The sequence below is a fragment of the Pseudomonas sp. PDM17 genome (assembly GCF_014851985.1).
In the GTDB taxonomy this organism is placed as follows: Bacteria; Pseudomonadota; Gammaproteobacteria; order Pseudomonadales; family Pseudomonadaceae; genus Pseudomonas.
On record NZ_JACVAT010000007.1, the window covers coordinates 307385 to 329063 of the forward strand.

The window sequence follows — 21679 nt, forward strand, 5'->3', positions numbered from 1 at the left end:
ACTGCCATGTCCGCCCAGATCAACCGTCAGTTCCAGCTCGCCCAGCGCCCGGTCGGCGCCGCCACCCGCGACACCTTCGCCTACGTGGAAACCCCGGTCGACGAGCCCGGCCCCGGCCAGATCCTGGTGAAGAACCAGTACCTGTCGCTGGACCCGGCCATGCGCGGCTGGATGAACGACGCCAAGTCCTACATCGCCCCGGTGGCCATCGGCGACGTGATGCGCGCCCTGGGCGTGGGCAAGGTGATTGCCTCGCAGCACCCGGACTTCAAGGTCGGCGACGAAGTGAACGGCGCCCTCGGCGTGCAGGATTATTTCCTCGGCGAGCCCAAGGGTTTCTACAAGGTCGACAGCCAGCGCGCACCGCTGCCGCTGTACCTGTCCGCACTGGGCATGACCGGCATGACCGCCTACTTCGGCTTCCTCGACGTCGGCCTGCCCCAGGCCGGTGACACCGTGGTGGTTTCCGGCGCCGCCGGCGCGGTGGGTAGCGTGGTCGGGCAGATTGCGAAAATCAAAGGCTGCCGCGTGGTCGGCATCGCCGGCGGCGCCGACAAGTGCCGCTACCTGGTCGATGAACTGGGCTTCGACGGCGCCATCGACTACAAGGCCGAGGACGTCAACGCCGGCCTCAAGCGCGAATGCCCCAAGGGTGTGAACGTGTTCTTCGACAACGTTGGTGGTGACATCCTCGACGCCGTGCTGGCCCGCCTGGCGCCCAAGGCGCGGGTGGTGATCTGCGGCGCGATCAGCCAGTACAACAACAAGGAAGCCGTGCGCGGCCCGGCCAATTACCTCTCGCTGCTGGTCAACCGTGCACGCATGGAAGGCATGGTGGTGATGGACTACGCCCACCGCTTCCAGGAAGGCTTCAAGGACATGGCGACCTGGATCGCCGAGGGCAAGCTGAAGTCGAAGGAAGACATCGTCGAAGGCCTGGAAACCTTCCCCGAGACCCTGGCCAAGCTGTTCAGCGGCGAGAACTTCGGCAAGCTGGTGCTGAAGGTCTGACGGCCGCTCCTACCAGGATTCCTGTGCTCGGATCGGCCCTCACCCTCACCCTCTCCCTCTGGGAGAGGGTTAGGGTGAGGGAAAAGGCACTGCGCCAGAATTACAGGGGGAGGATGTTCGCGGACATGGCCCGCTCCCGGAGTTCTGCATTCCTCGCTCTATCTCGATGATTTCCGACAAGCTCTGTTGATCCTTTCCAGCTAGGATTTCCCCTGGTCGATTCCAAGGAAGATCCCCCCGAATGTCCCTCGCCCGTTGGCTGCCCGGCCTGGACAGCCTGCTGCACTATCGTTTCGACTGGCTACCGCGCGATGTGCAGGCCGGCCTGTCGGTGGCCGCGGTGCAGATTCCCACCGCCATCGCCTATTCGCAGATCATCGGCTTCCCGCCCCAGGTCGGGCTCTACGCCTGCATCCTGCCGATGCTGATCTACGCCATCGTCGGCAGCTCGCGGCAGCTGATGGTCGGCCCGGATGCCGCCACCGCGGCCATGGTCGCGGCGGCCATCACACCGCTGGCGGCCGGCAACCCGGAGCGCCTGCTGCAACTGTCGATGATCGTCGCGGTGCTGGTGGGCGCCATGTCCATCGCCGCCGGGTTCGCCCGCGCCGGCTTCGTTGCCAGTTTCCTCTCGCGGCCCACGCTGGTGGGCTACCTGAACGGCATCGGCCTGAGCCTGATCGCCGGCCAACTCGGCAAGATCCTCGGCTACCACAGTGAAACCGCCGGCTTCGTCCGCGGCCTGATCGCCCTGGTACGCAACCTCGCCGATACGCATTTCCCGACCCTGGCGCTGGGGGTCGGCACGCTGGCGCTGATGATCCTGTTGCCGCGTCGCTACCCGAAGATTCCCGGCGCACTGGTGGGCGTGCTGTTCGCCTCGGTCATCGCCGCCATATTCGGCCTCGACCAGTACGGCATAAAGCTGCTGGGTGAAGTGCCGCAAGGCCTCCCGCAGTTGAGCTGGCCGAAGACCAGCTACGAGGAACTGGGCAGCCTGTTCCGCGATGCCATGGGCATCACCATCGTCAGCTTCTGCAGCGCCATGCTGACCGCACGCAGCTTCGCCGCCCGCCACGGCTACGCCATCGATGCCAACCACGAGTTCATGGCACTGGGCATGGCCAACATCGGCGCGGGGATTTCCCAGGGCTTCGTCATCAGCGGCGCGGACTCGCGCACCGCGGTGAACGACATGGTCGGCGGCAAGAGCCAACTGGTCGGCGTGGTGGCCGCGCTGGTCATCGGCCTGGTCCTGCTGTTGTTCAGCAAACCACTGGGCTGGGTGCCGATGCCGGCGCTGGGCGCGGTGCTGCTGATGGCCGGCTGGGGGCTGATCGACTTCCGTGCGCTGCGCGGCTTCTGGGCACTGAGCCGGTTCGAGTTCGGCCTGTGCGTGCTGACCACGGCCGGTGTGCTCAGCGTCGGCGTGCTGCCGGGCATCTTCGTTGCCATCATGCTCGCCCTGCTGCGCCTGCTCTACCTCACCTATCGCCCGCACGACGCGGTGATGGGCTGGGTGCACGGCATCGACGGCCAGGTGGAGCTGGAGCAGTACCCCAACGCCCACACCCTGCCTGGACTGGTGATCTACCGCTTCGACGCGCCGATCCTGTTCTTCAATGCCGACTACTTCAAACAGCGCCTGCTGGAAGTAGTGGCCGAGGCGCCCAGCGCCCGCGCGGTGCTGCTCAATGCCGAGGGCATCCTCAACCTGGATATCAGCGGCCTGACCACCTTGCGCGAGGTTCAGCAAACCCTCGACGCCCAGGGCGTGCACCTGTCTCTGGCGCGGGTAACCGGCGAAGCCCTGGCCATGCTCAAGCGCTCCGGCGCCCTGGGTGAGGTAAAGCCGCCGCTGGTATTCAGCTCGGTGCGCGCCGGCGTCAACGCCTACCGGCGCGTGCATCAGCAACACAAGCGTGAACAGGCGGCCGAACGATCCGCGCCGGCTTCAGAGACGGAACTGCCCGACCAGCCCCTGTAGCTCGCGGCTGAGCTGCGCCAACTCGACGCTGGAAGACGCAGTGGACTCCATGGCCTGCGCCGATTCGTCGGCGATGCCACGGATGCTGCTGACGCTGCGGCTGATCTCCTCGGCCACCGCGCTCTGTTGCTCGGAAGCGGCGGCGATCTGCTGGTTCATCTGGTGGATCACCGCCACCGCCGAGGCGATGGTGCCCAGCGCGGCCTCGGTCTGTACCGCGTCGCCGACGGTCATTTCCACCAGCGCGTGACTGCGCTGCATACGTTGCACCGATGTATTCGCGCCGCTCTGCAGGGCGGCAATCAGCGTCTCGATCTCCGCGGTGGACTGCTGGGTGCGCCGCGCCAGCGCCCGCACCTCGTCCGCCACCACGGCAAAGCCCCTGCCCTGCTCGCCCGCCCGCGCGGCCTCGATGGCGGCGTTGAGTGCCAGCAGGTTGGTCTGCTCGGCGACGTTCTTGATCACGTCCAGCACGCTGCCGATGCTCTGGCTCTCGCGGCCAAGCTGCTCGATGCTCTGCGTGGCCGCTCGCACCGCATCGGCCAATTGTTCGATGCGACCCAGCGTCTGGCGCACCACGTCCTGCCCGCTGGCCACTTTGCCGTCAGCCTGTTCGGCGGAGCTGGCGGCTTCTTCGGCATTGCGCGCCACGTCATGGACGGTGGCCGCCATCTGGTTCATCGCCGTGGCAACCTGGTCAGTCTCGGCCTTCTGGCTGTTCACCCCGTGCTGGGTGCGCTCGGTGACGCTGGACAGCGCCTGCGCCGAGGCTGTGATCTGCCCCACGCCGTCGCTCAGGCGGCTGACGATGCCGCGCAGGCTGCCGGCCATGCTGCCGACTGCGCCCATCAGTTGGCCGACCTCATCCTTGCGCCGCACCTCGATGCTCACGCTCAGGTCACCCTCGGCGATGCGCCGAGCCATGCCGATCACCTGGCGCAGCGGTCGCACGATCATCCAGGTGATCAGCAACGAGGCCAGCGCGCCGACCAGCAGCGCCAGCGCCGCCGAAGCGACGATCAGCAGCGTATTGGTCCGCAACTGGCTCTGCATCGCCGCACGCTGGGCAGCGTAGGCATCGTCGACCTGCTGCATGACCAGTGCCGCACGGTCGTTCATCTGCGCATGAACCTGCTTTTCCTGCTCAAGGCTGGTGGTGTATTCGTCGAGCTTCTCGACGAAGGCGTTGATGTTGGTGATGACGTCCTTGAGTACCGAAACGTAGGTCGGATCGGTGATGGCCTCCTGCAGCTTGGCGGACAGCTCCAGCGCCTCGGCGGCGGACTTGATGCGTCCGCCCTCGGTCTTCTCGTCGCTGCCCGCTTCCATGCGCGAGCGGGCCTCGTTCAGCCCCTGCAGCACCAGGCGGTAAAGCTGGCTGACCTGGGCGGCCTGCTGCAGCAGTTCCTCACCCTTCTGGCCCTGGGAGTCCTTGAGTTCGTAGGCGCCGTCATCGGCCAGGCTGGATTGCAGGATGTCCAGACTGTTGGACGCGCCGTTCACCGACCAGGTGGCGGCGTCCAGCGACAGGCGCCGGCTCTTGCTGGATTTCTCGAAGCGGGCGAACGCCGCAAGGTAGTCGGCGACGCCCTGCTCCACGCGGGCCATGGCCGCAGCCTGATCCGGCTGGGTCTTGAGACGCGCCACCGCTTCGCCGAGGTTGCCGGCGTGTTCGCGCAGGCGCTTGGCCGAGGCATCGCTGGCGTCGATCACGAAGTCCTTCTCGCTCTGGCGCATCTCCAGCAACTCGCGGTTGATGGTCGACATGTCGCCGAGCAGGTCGAAGCGCTGGGAAATCGCCCGCAGTGAGGTCACGCCGATCACCGCCACCACGGCCGTCAGCAACAGCACCAGGCCGAATCCGATAGCCAGTTTCTTCGCCGTTCCCATGTCGGCCAGACGACGCTGCACGAAGGCAACCATGGCTTCTCCCCCCATCCGCAATGGCGTTGCAGGAAATCCCGAAGGTCTCCTGATCGTTATCGCTGCTTTTGCGCGGAACATTAGGAGCGCCGCCCACCGACTGGATAGAGGGCACGACGGTGATGGCACGGTGATGCTGCACAGAGATACGTGGAGGTCGTATCCAGAACACTGAACAGGACATTCCTGGCCCGGATACGGAAATCGCCGACAGCGAGCTGACAGCCTGACCGTTCAGATTCCGACACCTGACTTTCCACTCCAGGTGCTCGGATGAACGCCTACTACCAACTGGTCCTGCAGCGCCCGCTGGCGGGATTCGCTCACGCACTCCAATTGCCGGAGCTGTACCGCGAGCAGCGCCGCCTCGATCCGCTGCTGCTGGCTCGCGGGCAACTGCCGATCCGCCGCTTCGTCTGCCCGCTGGCCTGCGACGAGGTCAAGGGCGAGTGGCTCGACTGCTGGTTCGATGCCCAGACCGGCTGGCGCCTGGTGCACGGCATCGTCAGCCTGATTCACGGCAGCACGCCGGACTTCACCCGCCGTGACGAACTGCTCTCCGAACTCTTCGCTCTCGGCGAACGGTTCGATGTGGCGCGGATGGGTGGCATCCACTGGCAGCTCGGGCTGGAACTGGAGTTCGCCTGACGCCGCCGCGTCAGGCGCGCAGCACTACTTCGGACGGATCATGCTGAAGGTGTCGCGGGTGTAGCTGTACTGGGTGCCGCCCAGGCGACCGACCAGGTCCAGCTTCGCCGGGTCGACGTGGCGCTCGTCCTGCATCACCGATTCATCGATGTGCGCCAGCAGCACGCGGGCGAAGATCAGCATGCTGGAGGGGTTTTCTGCCGGGTACGGCATGATTTCCGCCAACTGGCATTCAAAGGCCACCGGCGCACCGAGCACGCGGGGCGGTGCCACGCGCTCGCTGGGCACGGTGGCGATGCCGGCTTGCTCGATCTCGCTGACGCCGTGGGGCAGCCAGGCTGCGGTGGCGTTCATGTGCTCGGCCTGATCGGCGCTGACCAGGTGGATCACCAGCTCGCCGGTCTCGCGCACGTTGCGCAGGGTGTCCTTGACGCTGCCGTCCTCACGCACGCTGGTGTTGACCAGCAGGGTCGGCGGTGAATCGCTGATGACCTGGAAGAAGCTGAACGGCGCGAGGTTGCTCTGGCCGTCCCTGGACAAGGTGGTAACCCAGGCAATGGGGCGTGGCGTGACGGTGGAGGCCAGCCAGCGGTAGGCCTCGGCCTTGGACAATTGGGTGAAGTCGAGTTGCATGGGCTGATCCTGGCAGAACGGCGGGCGGTGCGGTGGGAAAGGCGCGGGCCGCTTCAGGCAGCCCGGCGATGCGCGGCTCAGCGACCGGCGCGGGATTCCTTGATGTAGAAGCGCGCGCGGCTGGCCTTGTCGGCGCAACCGTCGTAGGCCTCGACCTGCTGCTGGGTCTTGGCGGCGGTCAGCAGGCCGACGGCCTTGGAGTAGCTGACGGTGCCGGCGAAACCTTCGGCCTTGGCCAGGTCCAGCTCGTGCCAGGCCGCGTTCAGCTCGTTGGCGCAGCTGTCGCGGTTGACGGTCTTGCCCGAGCAGCCGGCAACGGCGAGCAGCAGGGCGATGATCAGGGGAATGCGCGGCATGACGAAACTCCTGGAAGTATTCGGGGGTGAATCCAGCTTAGAACGCGGCGCAGGGGCCTGCCGGACGGCGCCGCAGTATGCCACCGGACGGATGGCATTCAAGCGACTACTACACTGTTTGCCCACGGGGTATCCCGACAAGGAGAAGGACCATGGTGCACCAGGGCAGCTGCCATTGCGGGCAGATCGCGTTCGAAGTGGAAGGGGATGTCGGTGAAGTCGTGTCATGCAACTGCTCGATCTGCCGGCGCAAGGGCTCGCTGCTGTGGTTCGTGCCGCGCGGCAAGCTGAAGCTGACGACTCCTGAGAGTGCGATGAGCACCTATACGTTCAACACCCATCGCATCGAACACCGCTTCTGCCCCACCTGCGGCTGCGCGCCGCTGGCCTACGGCGCGATGCCGGACGGCACGCCGATGGCGGCGATCAACGTGCGCTGCCTGCCGGGGGTGGACCTGGCGGGACTGACGGTGAAGGAGTACGACGGCAAGAGCGTGTGAGCACCTGTTGGTCCGCGGCAGCGTGCAGGGCGCATAACCCGGAACGGGTTATCCGCCGATGGCATAACGGCGGATAACGCTGGCGCGATATGCGCCCTAAGAAACTGAAAGCTAGTCGTAGGATGGCGTGGAGCGAAGCGATACCCATCGCTCTCATGCACCGACAGCAGCATGGGTATCGCAAGCTCCACCCATCCTACGTTGGTGCTCCGTCGTGATGCCGGTGCGGGCCGGTATGGCCCGCACCTGTAGGGGAACGCCGGGATCAGCGCTCCGCGCGGAAGCGCAGGTACTCCACCACCTCGTCCTGGGTGCCGCGGAACTCCACGCGCTCGCCCTTGCTCTCGCGCTGGAAGGCGTACATCGGGTCGTAGTATTCGCCCAGCAGCCCTTCGATCCAGCCCCGGTGCAGGTCCACCGCGCCGCTGCGCTTCTGCTCTTCCAGGGCTTCATCCATGATCGCCGCCAGGCGCTGGTAGCGCTCGCCGCCCAGGCGCTTGACGATGCCCGACAGGCTTTTGCGCAGGTAGGCGGCGAAGGACTCGAAGCCGCCCTCCTCGCCCACTACCTGCACGTGGTCGGCGCACAGGTTCACCACGTAGTCCTTGAGGATGCGCTCCACGCGCTGCTCGAAGCTGTCTTCCAGCCACACCAGCGGGTAGTGCTGCATGCCCTGGTACAGCTCCAGCGGCACCGAGCAGCTGCCGACGATGCGCCCCTCGTCCTCCAGCACGAACTGCTCCGTGCCGGCGTGGCGCTTCTTCAGGATGTCGATGGCCAGGCGGTTCTCGAAATCGATCTGCGCCGGCTGCGGCGTGGCGCGGCGGCCGAAGGCGGAACCGCGGTGGTTGGCGTGGCCTTCGAGGTCCAGGCTGTTGGCCAGCTGGGCGATGACTTCGGTCTTGCCGGTGCCGGTCAGGCCACCCACCAGCACGAACTGGCATTCCTCGACGGCGGCGCGGGTGGTGTCGAAGAGGAAACCGCGCATCGCCTTGTAGCCGCCGACCACACGCGGGTACTCGATGCCGGCTTCGGTCTTCAGCCACTGCTGGGTGATCTGCGAACGCAGCCCGCCACGGAAGCAGTACAGATAGCCCTCGGGGTTGGCCCTGGCGAAGTTCGCCCAGGCCTCGATGCGTGCGGCCTTGAGCTTGCCCATGACCAGCTCGTGGCCCAGGGCGATGGCCGCCTGCTGGCCGTTCTGCTTGTAGCAGGTGCCAACCTTCTGCCGCTCGCTGTCGTTCATCAGCGGCAGGTTGATCACATTGGGGAACGCGCCCTTGTCGAACTCGACCGGAGCGCGCACGTCCATCATCTTCACATCGCCGAGGAACAGTTCGCGGTAGTGGCGGGTGTTGTCGCGCATCACATCACCTCGACCGCGTGACGCTGTCGGCCGACCAGTTCGCCGATGGGTGCCAGGTCCATGCCCAGCTCCTTCGCCGTGGCGAGGAACTGCGCCTCACCCGCAGGCTCGACCGCCACCAGCAGGCCGCCGCTGGTCTGCGGGTCGCACAGCAGCAGCTTGTGCAGTTCGGGCAGCGGCGCGATGCGTTCGCCGTAGCTGTCGAAGTTGCGCAGGGTCCCGCCGGGGACGCAACCGGCTTCCAGGTAGTACTCGACGCTGGCCAGACGCGGCACGGCGTCATAACGAACGCGCGCGGTCAGGCCGCTGCCGTCGGCCATTTCCACCAGGTGGCCGAGCAGGCCGAAGCCGGTGACGTCGGTCATCGCCTTCACTCCGTCGAGCTTGCCGAAGCGCGCGCCGGGCTTGTTCAGGGTGCACATCCAGTCCCGGGCGACGCCCACGTCCTCGGCGCGCAGCTTGGCCTTCTTCTCGGCGGTGGTGAGGATGCCGATGCCCAGCGGCTTGGTCAGGTACAGCTTGCAGCCGGCGGTGGCGGTGTCGTTGCGCTTCATGAAGCGCTTCTCCACCAGCCCGGTGACGGCCAGGCCGAAGATCGGCTCGGGCGCATCGATGGAGTGCCCGCCTGCCAGCGGGATGCCGGCTTCGTCGCAGACCTTGCGGCCACCGGCGATCACTTCGCGGGCGATTTCCGGCGCCAGCACGTTCACCGGCCAGCCGAGGATGGCGATGGCCATCAGCGGGTCGCCGCCCATGGCGTAGATGTCGCTGATGGCATTGGTGGCGGCGATACGGCCGAAGTCGAAGGGATCATCGACGATCGGCATGAAGAAGTCGGTGGTGGATACCACGCCGCGCTCGGCATCGATTTCGTAGACGGCGGCGTCATCGCGCGAGGCGTTGCCGACCCAAAGCTTGGGGTCGAGGTTCTGCGCGCCGCTGCCCGCGAGGATGACCTCCAGGACCTTGGGGGAAATCTTGCAGCCACAGCCGGCACCATGGCTGTACTGGGTCAGGCGGATCGGTTCGCTCATCGGGAGGCTCCGGGCAGGGAAATCAAACGGCGATTCTAGCAAAGCCCGGCTTGGCGCGGCCGCTGCCCCCGGCGTATCGTCGCAGGGTTCGTCACGCGGAGTTGCCCCATGTCAAAACAGATCGCGCTGGTACTCGGTTCCGGCGGCGCGCGCGGTTATGCGCATATCGGAGTGATCGAGGAGATCGAACGGCGCGGCTATGAGGTGGTGTGTATCGCCGGCTGCTCCATGGGCGCGGTGATCGGCGGCATCTACGCCGCCGGCAAGCTGGGCGAGTACCGCGACTGGGTGGAAAGCCTGGACTACCTCGACGTGCTGCGCCTGCTGGACGTCAGCTTCCGGCTCGGCGCCATCCGTGGTGAGCGGGTATTCGGCAAGATCCACGAAATTCTCGGCGAGATCGACATCGAACAGCTGCCGATCCCCTACACGGCGGTGGCCACCGACCTCACCAACCAGCAGGAAATCTGGTTCCAGGAAGGCTGCCTGCACCAGGCCATGCGTGCTTCGGCGGCGATCCCCAGCCTGTTCACCCCGGTCATGCAGGGCACCCGCATGCTGGTGGACGGCGGCCTGCTCAACCCGCTGCCGATCGTTCCGGTGGTCTCGACCCACGCCGACCTGATCGTCGCAGTCAATCTCAACGCCACCAACCAGCGCCAGTACTCGCTGCCGGTGATCGAGCGCCCCGCCGCCCTCAAGGGCCGCTTCGACTCGGTGATCTCCGGACTGTCGAACAAGCTGAGCTTCTTCCGCCGCGGCGAAGCCGAGTCGCCGCCGGAACTGATCGCCGATGCCCTGCTGCACCCGGTACCGGTCGCCTCCGAAGAGCCCGCCGAACCGGAAATGCAGCAACCTGCCGCCGCCCCGCAGGCCAAGGGCTCGCCACGCTCGGCCACCGGCAGCCACGTGATCGACAGCAGCAGCCCGGCCTCGCTGCTGGAGTTGGTGAACCAGAGCTTCGAGGTCATGCAGACCTCGCTGGCACAGTACAAGATCGCCGGCTACCCGCCGGACATCCTGATCAACGTGCCCAAGCGCGTTTGCCGCTTCTTCGAGTTCTACAAGGCCCCTGAACTCATCGCCCTCGGCCGGCAGATCGCCAGCGATACGCTGGATCGGTATGAGGCGGAGAATCCTTATTGACCGGCTGGCGGGAGGCTTTTGCCATGCGGAGCGAACGGCGTATGCTTTGGCAAATTTTGCCATTTCCGAGAGAACCGGCATGAGCACGATGAATATCTCCCTGCCTGAATCATTGAAAGGCTTCGTCGATGATCAGGTCAGCCAACGTGGCTACGGCACCAGCAGCGAATATGTTCGCGAATTGATCCGCAAGGACCAGGACCGCCAGCACCTTCGTGATCTACTTCTGGCCGGTGCGGCGTCCGAGCCTGGTGAAGCGGTGGATGAAGGCTATTTCGAAGCACTGCGTGATCGCGTGCGCAGGCGCGACTCGTGAAAGCACGCCCGGTCAAGCCCCGGGGCATCGCCCGGCGGGATGTCGAAGAGTCCTTGGAATACTATCTGAGCGAAGGTGGCGAGAAGGCCGCCTTCGGCTTCATCGACGAGCTACAGCGTGCCTATCAGTTGATTGCACGTAATCCCACAGCATCCTCTTCACGATATGCCCACGAACTAGACATACCAGGTCTACGCAGTTGGCCTCTGAAACGCTATCCACACTTGGTGTTCTTCATCGTGCGAACCGACCACATTGATGTCTGGCGGGTACTTAATGACAAGCGGGATATTGCTGCGTGGCTACTGACTGGCGAAGACACAGATATCAATAAGTAGTGCCGGCTTTTCAACCTTCCCGCAACCGATAACCAACCCCCGCCTCGGTCACGATAAATCTCGGCGTCGCCGGATCATCCGCGAGCTTCTGCCGCAGATGCCCCACCACCACCCGCAGGTAGTGCGTGTCCTCGGTATGCGTCGGCCCCCAGATATCCTTGAGCAGTTGCTGCTGGGTCACCACCCGGCCCACATGGCGCGCCAGGGTCGAGAGCACCGCATACTCCTTGCGGGTCAGCGAGACTTCCTCACCCTCGAGCAGCACGCGGCGATAGGAGAAATCCACACTCAGCGGCCCCACCGCGACCACCGCCTCCTGCGTCTCGCCACTGGCGCCCTGGCGCAGCAGCACGCGGATGCGCGCGAGGAATTCCTGGATGCCGAAGGGCTTGGTCACGTAGTCATTGGCGCCGCTGTCCAGCGCCAGCACCTTCTCGCTTTCGCTGGCACGCACGGAAAGCACCAGCACCGGCACCTGCGACCACTCGCGCAGTTCGCGCAGCACGTCCTGACCGTCCTTGTCCGGCAGGCCGAGGTCGAGCACCACCAGGTCCGGGCGGCCCAGTGCGGCCTGGGCCAAACCTTCCTCGCCGGTGCCGGCTTCGAGCACCTTGTAGCCACCGGCGCTGAGGCTGATGCGGAGGAACTTGCGGATCTGCGGTTCGTCGTCGACGACCAGGATGGTGGCGGCGCTGGCGTTCATCGGCAGTCCGGGCTGGCGGGGGGCGTCCAGCTTGAGCCTTTCAGACAGCAGCATCAAGCTGCTCCAGGTCCGGCTGTTGCTGCAGCGGCAGGTGCAGCACGAGGGTGGTGCCGCGCCCGTCGATGCCGTCCTCGACGGTGATCCGCCCACCGTGGGCGCCAACCATGCCCTGGCAGATCGCCAGGCCCAGCCCGGTGCCCTGCCCGCCGCGGTCGCCACGTGCTGCGGTGTAGAACATGTCGAAGATCTTCTCGCGCTCGGCCGGCGGAATACCCGGCCCCTCGTCACTGACCAGGAAACGCAACTCCTCCTCGCCCTGCTCCACTGCCACCCGCAGGCGACCTTGCGGCGGCGAGAAGCGCGCGGCGTTTTCCAGCACGTTGACCAGCGCCTGTTCGATCAGTGCGGCATGCACATAGAGCAGCGGCAGTTCCGGCGCGACGCGGGTTTCCACCCGATACGGGGCGACCACCGCGCGCAGGCGATTGAGCGCGCTGCCAACGATATCGCCGGGCGATACCCAGTCGCGCGACAGCTTCAGGCCGCCATGGCCGAGACGGGTCATGTCCAGCAGGTTCTGGATGTAGCGATCCAGACGCTCGGCCTCGTCGCGGGTGCTTTCCAGCAGCTCGCGGCGATCCGGCGGCGGGATGGCATCGCCGAGGGCCAGCAGGCTGTCGATGGCGCCGCGCATGGAGGTCAACGGCGTGCGCAGGTCGTGGCTGACCGAGGCTAACAGCGCGCTGCGCAGTTGTTCGGTTTCGCCGTGCAGACGCGCGGCTTCGAGGTCTTCGGCCAGACGCGCACGGGCTAATGCCTGCGCCAGCGGTTGACCCAGAGCAGCCAGCAGACGGCGGCGCGATCCGGACAAAGGTTGCGAATCACGCGGGCTGACGCCGAGCAGCGCCAGCGGGCCGTCCTCGCCGGACAGCGACCACCACCACCAGCGCCCGCCCGGCAGCGTGCCGGTGCCCAGGCCGGCGGGCTGGTCGTGCTGCCAGGCCCAGTCGGCGGCGGCGCGCTCCTGGTCCTCCAGCGTGCGGTTGAGGCCACCCTCCAGTTTCCATTCGCCGTTGACCCGACCGAGCAGGCAGATATCCAGCCCCTCCCAACCGCCGAGCTGCTGCGCGGCGGCAGCCATCACTGCCTGGCGGTCGGTGGCGGCGGTGAGCTTGCGCGACAGTTCGAGCATCTGGCTGGTCTCTTCCTGCGTTTCGCGCAGCGCCTGCAACTGCCGACGCTGGCGGGCCGCGAGGTTGCCGGTGAGGCCGGCCATGAGGAGGAAGAACAGCAAGGTCAGTACGTCTTCTTCGCGCTGGATGGAGAAGGAGAAATGCGGCGGGATGAACAGGAAGTCGTAGGCCAGGAACGACAGCACCGCGCAGGCCAGCGCCGGGCCGAGGCTGCTGCGTACCGCCACCAGCAGTACGGCGGCGAGGAACACCAGGGAGATGTTCGGCAGCTCCAGCACACTGGCCACCGCCCAGGCCAGGGCGCTGGCGCAGCCGGCAGCCAGCGTAGCGAGCAGGTAGTTGCCCCAGGGCCAGGGCGATTGCGGACGGGCCCTGGGTGGCGCGAGGTCGGCCTCGCTGTCGAGCACGCTGACCTCCAGCCCGTCGCCCAGGCGCAGCAGGCGCGCCGCCAGGCCTCCGCCGAACAGACGGCGATACCAGCGTTGCCGCGAGCGGCCGACCAGCAACAGCGTGGCACGACGTTCCTTGGCATGTTCGACCAGGGTGCGCGCGACTTCGCCGCCGCGCAGTTCGACCACGTCGCCACCGAGGCGCTCGGCCAGTTGCTGGGCGTTCTGCAACTGCATGCGCGACGTTTCGCTGCGCGCCTCGCCGGTATCGACGTGGACCAGCGACCAGGGCAGATGCCGGCGTTCGGCGACGCGGCTGGCATGGCGCACCAGCCGTTCGGCGTTGTGTTCTCCATCCACCCCCACCAGCAACCGTCCGCGCACAGCGGGGGCGTCGCCGCCCTGCTGGCGATAGCGATGGGCGAGATCGTCGTCAACCCGCGCGGCAGCGGTCTGCATGGCCAGCTCGCGCAGCGCGGTGAGGTTGGTCTGACTGAAGAAGGCGTCGATGGCGGCGCGCGCCTGCTCGGGCACGTAAACCTTGCCCTCGCGCAGGCGCTCCAGCAGCTCGCGCGGCGGCAGGTCCACCAGCAGCAGCTCGTAGGCTTCCTGCAATACCCAGTCGGGCACGGTTTCGCGCACCTGCACGCCGGTGATGTCGCGCACCTGGTCGTTGAGGCTTTCCAGGTGCTGGACGTTGACCGTGGTGTAGACGTCGATGCCGGCGGAGAGTAGTTCCTGGATGTCCTGCCAGCGTTTGGCGTGGCGGCTGCCGGGGGCGTTGCTGTGGGCCAGCTCGTCCACCAGCGCCAGCGCCGGCGGGTCGCCCAGCAGGCCGTCGAGGTCCATTTCCTCCAGGGTGATGCCGCGGTAGACCGAGCGCTTGAGCGCCTGCTGCGGCAGGCCGGCGAGCAAGGCCTCCGTCTCCGCGCGGCCGTGGGTTTCGACGACGCCGACGCGCAGCTTCACGCCCTGGCGCAACTGGCTCTGGGCGGCCAGCAGCATGGCGTAGGTCTTGCCGACGCCCGGTGCGGCGCCAAGGAATACCTTGAGGCGGCCACGGCCCACGGGGGGCAGGTCGGCCAGCAGGGCGTCGGCGCGGTTGGGGTCGGTCATGGGGCTATCCTCGGAGCGCGCGGGGCGCTCGTTTCATGTTTTGCCAAGGCGCAGACAAGCCCCTCTCCCCAGCCCTCTCCCTGGAGGGAGAGGGAGCTGTCCGCAGCAGGCCGGCACCCTCGTGCAGCGGCCTGGACGGCTCTGGCGCTGGAGTCTAGCGAGGCAGGCTGGCCAGGGCCATGTTCAGCGCCAGTACGTTGACCACGGCGGGGCCGATCAGCGGGCGTTCGGTGTTGGCTTCCACCAGTTTCTCCAGGCTCGCCGCCGGTACGCCGCGCTCCAGGGCGATGCGCGGCACCTGGTACAGCGCGGCGGCGGGCGGCAGTTGCGGGTCAAGACCGCTGCCGGAAGTGGTGACCAGCGCCAGCGGCACCGGTTGCGCGCCGATCTGCTGGGCAGCGGCATCCTTGGCGATGCGTTCGGCCAGCGCCGGGTTGCCGGGCGCGAGGTTGCTGGCGCTGCTGGAGACGGTGGCGAAGTCGCCGGCGGAGGGGCGCGAGTGGAACCACTGGGCACCGTCGAATTTCTGCGCGATCAGCGCCGAGCCGCGCACGTTGCCCTGGTCGTCGCGAACCAGGCTGCCGTTGGCCTGGTCGTGGAAGGCGACCTGGGCAATGCCGGTGACGGCCAGCGGGTAGGCAACGCCGGTAACGGCGCTGAGCAGGACCAGCGAGGCGATGGCGGGGCGGAGTTGGTTGAGCATGTTCGTGTTCCTCTGTTGGGTTCGGAGCGGGGCTGTTTACCCTCTCCCCCGCCCTCTCCCTGAAGGGAGAGGGCGTTGTTCGGAGCATCCGGCGAGCTCCACATTTCCCGATACCACCGGACGGTCCCCTCTCCCTTCAGGGAGAGGGTTAGGGAGAGGGCGCACGGCACCAACGCCTCCCGTCAGTCGATCAAAGAAGCCCGTCAAGCCAGACCCACGGCGACGAGGATCATGTCGATTACCTTGATCCCCACGAACGGCGCCAGCAGCCCGCCCACGCCGTAGATCAGCAGGTTGCGCCGCAGCAGCTGCGAAGCGTCGCTGGCCTGCACGCGCACGCCGCGCAGGGCCAGGGGGATCAGCGCGACGATGATCAGCGCGTTGAACACGATGGCCGAGAGGATGGCGCTCTGCGGGCTGGCCAGCTTCATCACATTGAGCACGCCCAGTTGCGGGTAGATGCCGGCGAACAGCGCGGGGAGGATGGCGAAGTACTTGGCCACGTCGTTGGCCACCGAAAAGGTGGTCAGCGCACCACGGGTCACCAGCAGTTCCTTGCCCACCTGCACCACGTCCAGCAGCTTGGTCGGATCGCTGTCCAGGTCCACCAGGTTGGCGGCCTCACGGGCGGCCTGGGTGCCGTCGTTCATGGCCATGCCGACATCCGCCTGCGCCAGGGCCGGGGCGTCGTTGGCGCCGTCGCCGCACATGGCGACCATGCGGCCCTCGCCCTGCTCCTGGCGGATCCGCGCCAGTTTCTTCTCCGGCGTGGCTTCGGCAATCACGTCGTCCACCCCCGCTTCGGCGGCGATGGCGGCGGCGGTCAGCGGGTTGTCGCCAGTCACCATCACGGTGCGGATGCCCATGCGGCGCAGCTCGGCGAAGCGCTCGCGGATGCCCGGCTTAACCACGTCCTTGAGGTGGATGGCGCCGAGCAGCGTGCCGTCAGCCACCACCAGCAGCGGAGTGCCGCCACTCTGGGCGATGCGCTCGATTTCCTTGGCGAGGCTTTCGGGCATCTGCGCACGGTCCATGCCGACGAAGGCCAACGCGGCGTCCACCGCGCCCTTGCGGTACACGTGGCTGTCGATGTTGATGCCCGACAGGCGCGTCTCTGCACTGAAGGCCACCGGAGTCACGCGGTTGCGGTCCGGCTCCGGCAGGATGATCTGCGCCCTCAAGAACTCCACTATGGATTTGCCCTCCGGCGTGTCGTCAGCCAGCGAGGCGAGGAACGCGCCCTCGGCCAGCTCCAGCGGCTGCACGCCAGGAGCGGTGTGCAGCGCGCTGCAGCGGCGATTGCCGAAGGTGATGGTGCCGGTCTTGTCGAGCATCAGCACGTGCACGTCCCCCGCCGCTTCCACGGCGCGGCCGGACTTGGCGATGACGTTCAGGCGCACCAGGCGGTCCATGCCGGCGATGCCGATGGCCGAGAGCAACCCGCCGATGGTCGTGGGAATCAGCGTCACCAGCAGCGCCACCAGGAACACCAGCGGCAGGTTGCCGCCGACGAACAGGGCGAAGGGCTTCAGGGTCACGACCACCAGCAGGAAGATCAGCGTCAGGCCGATCAGCAGGATGTCCAGCGCCACTTCGTTGGGGGTCTTCTGGCGCTTGGCGCCTTCCACCAGGGCGATCATGCGGTCGAGGGTGGACTCGCCGGGGTTGGCGGTGATCTTCACCAGCAGAGCGTCGGAGACCAGCCGGGTGTTGCCGGTCACGGCCGAGCGGTCGCCGCCGGATTCGCGGATCACCGGCGCGGATTCGCCGGTGATGGCGGCCTCGTTGACCGCCGCCACGCCTTCGATCACTTCGCCGTCGCCGGGGATCAGTTCACCGGCTTCGACGCGCACCACGTCACCCTTGCGCAGGCTGCTGGCGGCGACCTTCTCGAAGTGCCCGCTGGCAGTCCGGCGCATGGCCTGCAGGCCCTGGGTGCCGGCCTTGAGGCTGTCCGCGCGGGCCTTGCCACGGCCCTCGGCGAGGGCTTCGGCGAAGTTGGCGAAGAGCACGGTGAACCACAGCCACACGGCAATCTGCACGGCGACGAAGGTGGGCACCGAGTCCCCGCCTGCCACGCAAAGCACAGTGGTCAGCACGGCGGTCAGGGCCACCACCAGCATCACCGGCGAGCGTTGCAGCTGGCGCGGGTCGAGCTTGACGAAGGCCTGTACCAGCGCCGGCTTCCACAGGGCGGACAGCGCGGTGGTCGGGCGTTTTTCGACGGCCTTGTTCAAGGCCAGTTCCTGGGTTTTCGCATTCATGGAGGCGGCTCCTCAGAAGCCAAGCGTCAGGTGATCGGCCACCGGGCCCAGCACCAGCGTCGGCAGGAAGTTCAGGCCGCCCACCAGCAGGATGGTGGCGGTCAGCAGGCTGACGAACAGCAGGCCGTGGGTCGGGAAGCTGTTGGGGCCGACCGGGGTGGCTTTCTTCGCCGCCAGGCTGCCGGCGATCGCCAGCACCGGGAGGATGTAGCCGAAGCGGCCGATCAGCATGGCCAGGGCGATCATCAGGTTGTGGAACGGGGTGTTGGCGCCGAAGCCGCCGAAGGCCGAACCGTTGTTCGCAGTGCCCGAGGTGTAGGCGTAGAGCAGTTGGCTGAAGCCGTGGGCACCGGGGTTGCTCACCGCCGAGGCCGGGCCCGGCAGGCTGGCGGCGATGGCGCCGAGCACCAGCACGCCGACCGGCATCACCAGCAGGGTCGCCACCAGCAGGCGCACTTCGCGGGCCTCGAGCTTCTTGCCGAGGTATTCCGGGGTGCGGCCGACCATCAGCCCGGCGAGGAACACCGCCACCAGGACGAACAGCAACATGCCGTAGAGGCCCGCACCGACGCCGCCGAAGATCACTTCGCCAACCATCATGTTGAGCATCGCGACCATGCCCGACAGCGGGTTGAGGCTGTCATGCATGGCGTTCACCGAGCCGTTGGAGGCCGCCGTGGTGGTCACCGCCCAGAGCACGCTGGCGGTGGTGCCGAAGCGGCTCTCCTTGCCCTCCAGCGGAGCGACCTGCTCCACCGGCAGCGCGCTGAGCGCGGGGTTGGGCTGGTACTCGGCCCACAGCGTCACGCCCAGGCCCAGGGCGAACAGCACCAGCATGCAACCGAGGATGGCGCGGCTCTGGCGCAGGTCCTTCACGTAATGGCCGAAGGTGAACACCAGCGCGGCCGGGATCAGGATGATCGACACGACCTCGAACAGGTTGCTCCAGATGGTCGGGTTCTCGAAGGGGTGCGCCGAGTTCACGCCGAAGAAGCCGCCGCCGTTGGTACCCAGCTGCTTGATGGCGATCTGGCTGGCCGCCGGGCCCAGCGGGATGGACTGGTCGGCGCCCTGCACGGTCAGCGCGTGGGCATAGTCGAGGAAGGTCTGCGGCACGCCCTGCCAGACCAGCAGCAGCGCCAGCAGCAGGCACAGCGGGATCAGCCCGTAGAGGGTGGCGCGGGTCAGGTCGACCCAGAAGTTTCCGAGGTTGTTCGTCGACTTGCGCGAGATGCCTCGGGCCAGCGCCACCAGCACGGCCAGGCCGACGGCGGCGCTGACGAAGTTCTGCACGGTCAGGCCGAGCATCTGGCTCAGGTAGCTGAGCGAAGCCTCGCCGCTGTACGCCTGCCAGTTGGTGTTGGTGACGAAACTCACCGCCGTATTGAACGCCAGCGTCCATTCCAGGCCAGGCAGGTTCTGCGGGTTGAGCGGCAGCAGGCCCTGCAGCAGGAGGATGGCGAACAGCAGCACCAGCCCCACCAGATTGAATGCCAGCAGGGCCAGGGTGTAGCTCTTCCAGTCCTGTTCATCTTCGGGGTGGATGCCGCACGCGCGGTAAATGGCCTGTTCAACCGGCAGGAACACGGGGCTGAGGAAGGTGCGCTGGCCCTCCATCACCTTGTAGTAGAAACGCCCGAGGAATGGCGCCGGCACCAGCACCAGCACCAGGAAGGCGACGATCAGCAACAGGTCATGACTGTTCATGACGTCTCCTAGGAACGGTCGGCGCGCAGCAGCGCCACCAGCAGGTAGATGAACAGTCCCGTGGCCAGGACCAGTGACACACCGTCGAGCACGCTCATGATTGCTTTCTCCTCACGCGGGCGACTCCATCGCTTGGGCGGCCGTTGCCGCCTGACGGAAATTTTCCGCAAGCGGCGCGTAAAGGAGCGATTCCCAGCCCCGGCGGGCGGCATAAAGAAAGCGTAAAAAACCGCTCTGGCGCGGTGACCGGAAGGCTTTGTATCGAGCCCGATACAGAGCGGACACGCTGGCGACACCCGCGTACCGCAGCCTCGCCGACCATGGCCCGCGCACGCGATGACGGGTTAGCATGCGAACGTCGCATGCCCCCTGGCGGCCCCTGGCCATCCTGCCCCACGTTTTCCCGCGACAGGTTTCTTCATGTACCCGACCACTACCGACGACCCACGCCGCTGGACTACCCGTGCCCTGCTGGTGGATGACGACGAGCCGATCCGCGAACTGCTCTGCGGCTACCTCGCGCGTTTCAACATCGAGACCCACGGCGTCGCCGACGGCGTCGAAATGCGCCGCGCGCTGGAGAACGAAAGCTTCGACGTGGTAGTGCTGGACCTGATGCTGCCCGGCGAAGACGGCCTGTCCCTGTGCCGCTACCTGCGCGCCGAGTCGGACATCCCGATCCTCATGCTCACCGCCCGCTGCGAACCGGCGGACCGCATCATCGGCCTGGAACTGGGCGCCGACGACTACATGGCCAAGCCCTTCGAGCCGCGCGAACTGGTAGCGCGCATCCAGACCATCCTGCGTCGCGTGCGCGGCACCAGCCTCACCAGCGAGGAAGGCACCCGCGGCGAACCGCGCGCCCAGGTGCGCTTCGACCAGTGGCGCCTGGACAGTGTGCTGCGCCAGCTGCATGCGCCCGATGGCCTGGTGGTCCCTCTGTCCAATGCTGAATTCCGCCTGCTCTGGGTGTTCCTCGAACGCCCTCGGCGGGTGCTCAACCGCGAATTGCTGCTGGATGCCGCCCGGGGCCGCGCCATCGAGGCCTTCGACCGCAGCATCGACCTGCTGGTCTCGCGCCTGCGGCAGAAGCTCGGCGACGATCCGCGCTCGCCCAGGCTGATCAAGACCGTGCGCGGCGAAGGGTACCTGTTCGATGTCCGCGATATCGCCTGAGTCCGCGCCCGAGCGCGCGAAGGAAAAACCCCTGGAGCGTGCCGACAGCCTGTTCGCCCGGCTGTTCGGGGTGTTCCTGCTGGCCATCGTGGTCGCGCACCTGCTGGCCTTCGCCTGGTTCCACCACTACGGCCCGCACCGGCCCGACATGCCGCCACCCCCGCCGCCGGAGCAGGGCTTCGAACGCGGTCCACCGCCGCAAGGTTTCGCGCCCGGCCCCGAGGGGTTCCGCCCGCCGCCTCCCCCGCCGCCGCGCCTGCCCTTCTGGAGCGCGCCGTTCGCCTTCCAGCTGCTGGCCCTGATCCTCGCCGCCGGCATCGGCGCCCGCCTGCTCGCCCGCCCGGTGCAGCGCATGGGCGACGCCGCGTTGCGCCTCTCCGAGGACCTGGACAGCCCGCCGCTGCCGGAAACCGGCCCGCGCGAAGCGCGCCAGGCCGCCCACGCCTTCAACCGCATGCGCGAACGTATCCGCGAACAGGTCCAGCAGCGCAGCCGCATGCTGGTGGCGGTGTCCCATGACCTGCGCACCCCGCTGTCGCGGCTGCGCCTGCGCGTCGAGGAAATCGACAACCCGCAGCTGCGCACCCGCATCGGCCAGGACCTGGCCGAGATGATCGGCATGCTCGATTCCACCCTGCACTACCTGCAGCAGGAGCGCGCCAGCGAACCGCTGCAGTGGTTCGACGTGAAGGCCCTGGCCGATTCGCTGGCCGAGGACGCCTGCGAGCGCGGCGCCGATGTCGGCGTGGAAGGCTTCTGCGCGCCGCTCAAGGTCCAGCCGATGGCGCTGCGTTCGTGCCTGAACAACCTGCTGGACAACGCCCTGCGCTACGCCGGTGATGTCAGCATCGAGCTGCGCGACGGCACCCGCGAAGTGGAAATCCGCGTCCGCGACCACGGCCCGGGCATCCCCTCAGAGCTGCGTGAGCAGGTGTTCGAACCGTTCTTCCGCCTGGAAGGCTCGCGCAACCGCAATTCCGGCGGCGTCGGCCTGGGCCTTTCCATCGCCCGCGATGCCGCGCGGCGCCAGGGCGGCGACCTGACCTTCGAGGAAACCCCCGGCGGCGGCGCCACCGCCGTGCTGCGCCTGCCCAGAAGCACAACGGCGTAACGCCGTTGTAGCGGCCAGCAAACAAAGCGCACAAACCCGCGACACAGGCGGACCCGAGG

The 21679-nt window shown here is 67.1% G+C and carries 20 protein-coding genes; 9 read left to right on the plus strand and 11 right to left on the minus strand.

The genetic code is table 11. The features are described from left to right. Window positions 1–6: 6 nt before the first annotated feature. A complete protein-coding gene (locus tag IB256_RS24955; RefSeq protein ID WP_192295361.1) occupies window positions 7–1011 on the plus strand; it encodes an NADP-dependent oxidoreductase in 1005 nt (334 codons plus the stop codon). 241 nt (window positions 1012–1252) lie between these two features. Next, window positions 1253–2998 carry a SulP family inorganic anion transporter gene (locus tag IB256_RS24960; RefSeq protein ID WP_192404487.1) on the plus strand — a complete coding sequence of 582 codons (1746 nt, stop codon included), beginning with the start codon at window positions 1253–1255 and terminating at the stop codon, window positions 2996–2998. On the opposite strand, the gene IB256_RS24965 is transcribed toward IB256_RS24960, so the two are convergent. Then, on the minus strand, window positions 2966–4921 hold the full coding sequence (locus IB256_RS24965) for a methyl-accepting chemotaxis protein (protein ID WP_192404489.1): 1956 nt from the start codon (window positions 4919–4921) through the stop codon (window positions 2966–2968). The two genes, IB256_RS24960 and IB256_RS24965, sit on opposite strands and share 33 nt — an antisense overlap. Before the next feature lie 273 nt (window positions 4922–5194). Here IB256_RS24965 and IB256_RS24970 point away from each other — a divergent pair, with 273 nt between their 5' ends. After that, window positions 5195–5569: a hypothetical protein gene (locus IB256_RS24970; protein ID WP_192295358.1), complete on the plus strand. Its 375-nt coding sequence runs from the start codon at window positions 5195–5197 to the stop codon at window positions 5567–5569. A gap of 24 nt (window positions 5570–5593) precedes the next feature. Here the strand turns inward: IB256_RS24970 and IB256_RS24975 are convergent, their stop codons facing one another. Continuing rightward, window positions 5594–6202, minus strand: coding sequence for a flavin reductase family protein (locus IB256_RS24975; protein ID WP_192295357.1), 609 nt, complete (start codon window positions 6200–6202; stop codon window positions 5594–5596). Between the two features lie 77 nt (window positions 6203–6279). Further along, window positions 6280–6558 carry a hypothetical protein gene (locus IB256_RS24980; RefSeq protein WP_081520653.1) on the minus strand — a complete coding sequence of 93 codons (279 nt, stop codon included), beginning with the start codon at window positions 6556–6558 and terminating at the stop codon, window positions 6280–6282. Window positions 6559–6710: 152 nt separating this feature from the next. Here IB256_RS24980 and IB256_RS24985 point away from each other — a divergent pair, with 152 nt between their 5' ends. Beyond that, window positions 6711–7058 (plus strand): GFA family protein, encoded by a 348-nt coding sequence (locus IB256_RS24985; protein WP_081520654.1) that lies wholly within the window; start codon window positions 6711–6713, stop codon window positions 7056–7058. A gap of 265 nt (window positions 7059–7323) precedes the next feature. Here the strand turns inward: IB256_RS24985 and mnmH are convergent, their stop codons facing one another. Further along, on the minus strand, window positions 7324–8424 hold the full coding sequence (mnmH, locus tag IB256_RS24990; protein WP_151186509.1) for a tRNA 2-selenouridine(34) synthase MnmH: 1101 nt from the start codon (window positions 8422–8424) through the stop codon (window positions 7324–7326). Further along, complete coding sequence (selD, locus tag IB256_RS24995) at window positions 8424–9458, minus strand: selenide, water dikinase SelD (protein WP_192295356.1); 1035 nt, start codon at window positions 9456–9458, stop codon at window positions 8424–8426. The genes mnmH and selD overlap by 1 nt, the downstream gene beginning before the upstream one ends. 108 nt (window positions 9459–9566) lie before the next feature. Here selD and IB256_RS25000 point away from each other — a divergent pair, with 108 nt between their 5' ends. From IB256_RS25000 to IB256_RS25010, 3 genes are all read left to right on the plus strand, one after another. Next, entirely contained in the window at window positions 9567–10604 is a 1038-nt protein-coding gene (locus tag IB256_RS25000) for a patatin-like phospholipase family protein (protein ID WP_192295355.1), read from the plus strand. A gap of 79 nt (window positions 10605–10683) precedes the next feature. Further along, window positions 10684–10920, plus strand: coding sequence for a type II toxin-antitoxin system ParD family antitoxin (locus tag IB256_RS25005; protein ID WP_192295354.1), 237 nt, complete (start codon window positions 10684–10686; stop codon window positions 10918–10920). Further along, window positions 10917–11258 (plus strand): type II toxin-antitoxin system RelE/ParE family toxin, encoded by a 342-nt coding sequence (locus IB256_RS25010; protein ID WP_192295353.1) that lies wholly within the window; start codon window positions 10917–10919, stop codon window positions 11256–11258. The genes IB256_RS25005 and IB256_RS25010 overlap by 4 nt, the downstream gene beginning before the upstream one ends. Window positions 11259–11268: 10 nt before the next feature. Here IB256_RS25010 and IB256_RS25015 read toward each other — a convergent pair whose 3' ends face one another. From IB256_RS25015 to kdpF, 6 genes are all read right to left on the minus strand, one after another. Then, window positions 11269–11961 carry a response regulator gene (locus IB256_RS25015; protein WP_192295496.1) on the minus strand — a complete coding sequence of 231 codons (693 nt, stop codon included), beginning with the start codon at window positions 11959–11961 and terminating at the stop codon, window positions 11269–11271. Window positions 11962–12001: 40 nt separating this feature from the next. After that, on the minus strand, window positions 12002–14659 hold the full coding sequence (locus IB256_RS25020) for a sensor histidine kinase (protein ID WP_192404491.1): 2658 nt from the start codon (window positions 14657–14659) through the stop codon (window positions 12002–12004). A gap of 154 nt (window positions 14660–14813) precedes the next feature. Beyond that, window positions 14814–15362 carry a potassium-transporting ATPase subunit KdpC gene (kdpC, locus tag IB256_RS25025; protein WP_138525202.1) on the minus strand — a complete coding sequence of 183 codons (549 nt, stop codon included), beginning with the start codon at window positions 15360–15362 and terminating at the stop codon, window positions 14814–14816. 203 nt (window positions 15363–15565) lie between these two features. Further along, window positions 15566–17626, minus strand: coding sequence for a potassium-transporting ATPase subunit KdpB (gene kdpB, locus IB256_RS25030; protein ID WP_192404493.1), 2061 nt, complete (start codon window positions 17624–17626; stop codon window positions 15566–15568). A gap of 12 nt (window positions 17627–17638) precedes the next feature. Next, window positions 17639–19333, minus strand: coding sequence for a potassium-transporting ATPase subunit KdpA (kdpA, locus tag IB256_RS25035; RefSeq protein ID WP_192295349.1), 1695 nt, complete (start codon window positions 19331–19333; stop codon window positions 17639–17641). 8 nt (window positions 19334–19341) lie between these two features. Continuing rightward, window positions 19342–19431, minus strand: a complete 90-nt coding sequence (gene kdpF, locus IB256_RS25040; protein ID WP_009618573.1) for a K(+)-transporting ATPase subunit F — start codon at window positions 19429–19431, stop codon at window positions 19342–19344. A gap of 322 nt (window positions 19432–19753) precedes the next feature. On the opposite strand from kdpF, the gene IB256_RS25045 reads away from it, so the two are divergent. Continuing rightward, window positions 19754–20509: a response regulator gene (locus IB256_RS25045; RefSeq protein WP_192295348.1), complete on the plus strand. Its 756-nt coding sequence runs from the start codon at window positions 19754–19756 to the stop codon at window positions 20507–20509. Beyond that, window positions 20490–21620 (plus strand): sensor histidine kinase, encoded by a 1131-nt coding sequence (locus tag IB256_RS25050; protein ID WP_192295347.1) that lies wholly within the window; start codon window positions 20490–20492, stop codon window positions 21618–21620. Before IB256_RS25045 ends, IB256_RS25050 begins: the two co-directional genes overlap by 20 nt. The last annotated feature ends 59 nt before the right edge of the window (window positions 21621–21679 follow it).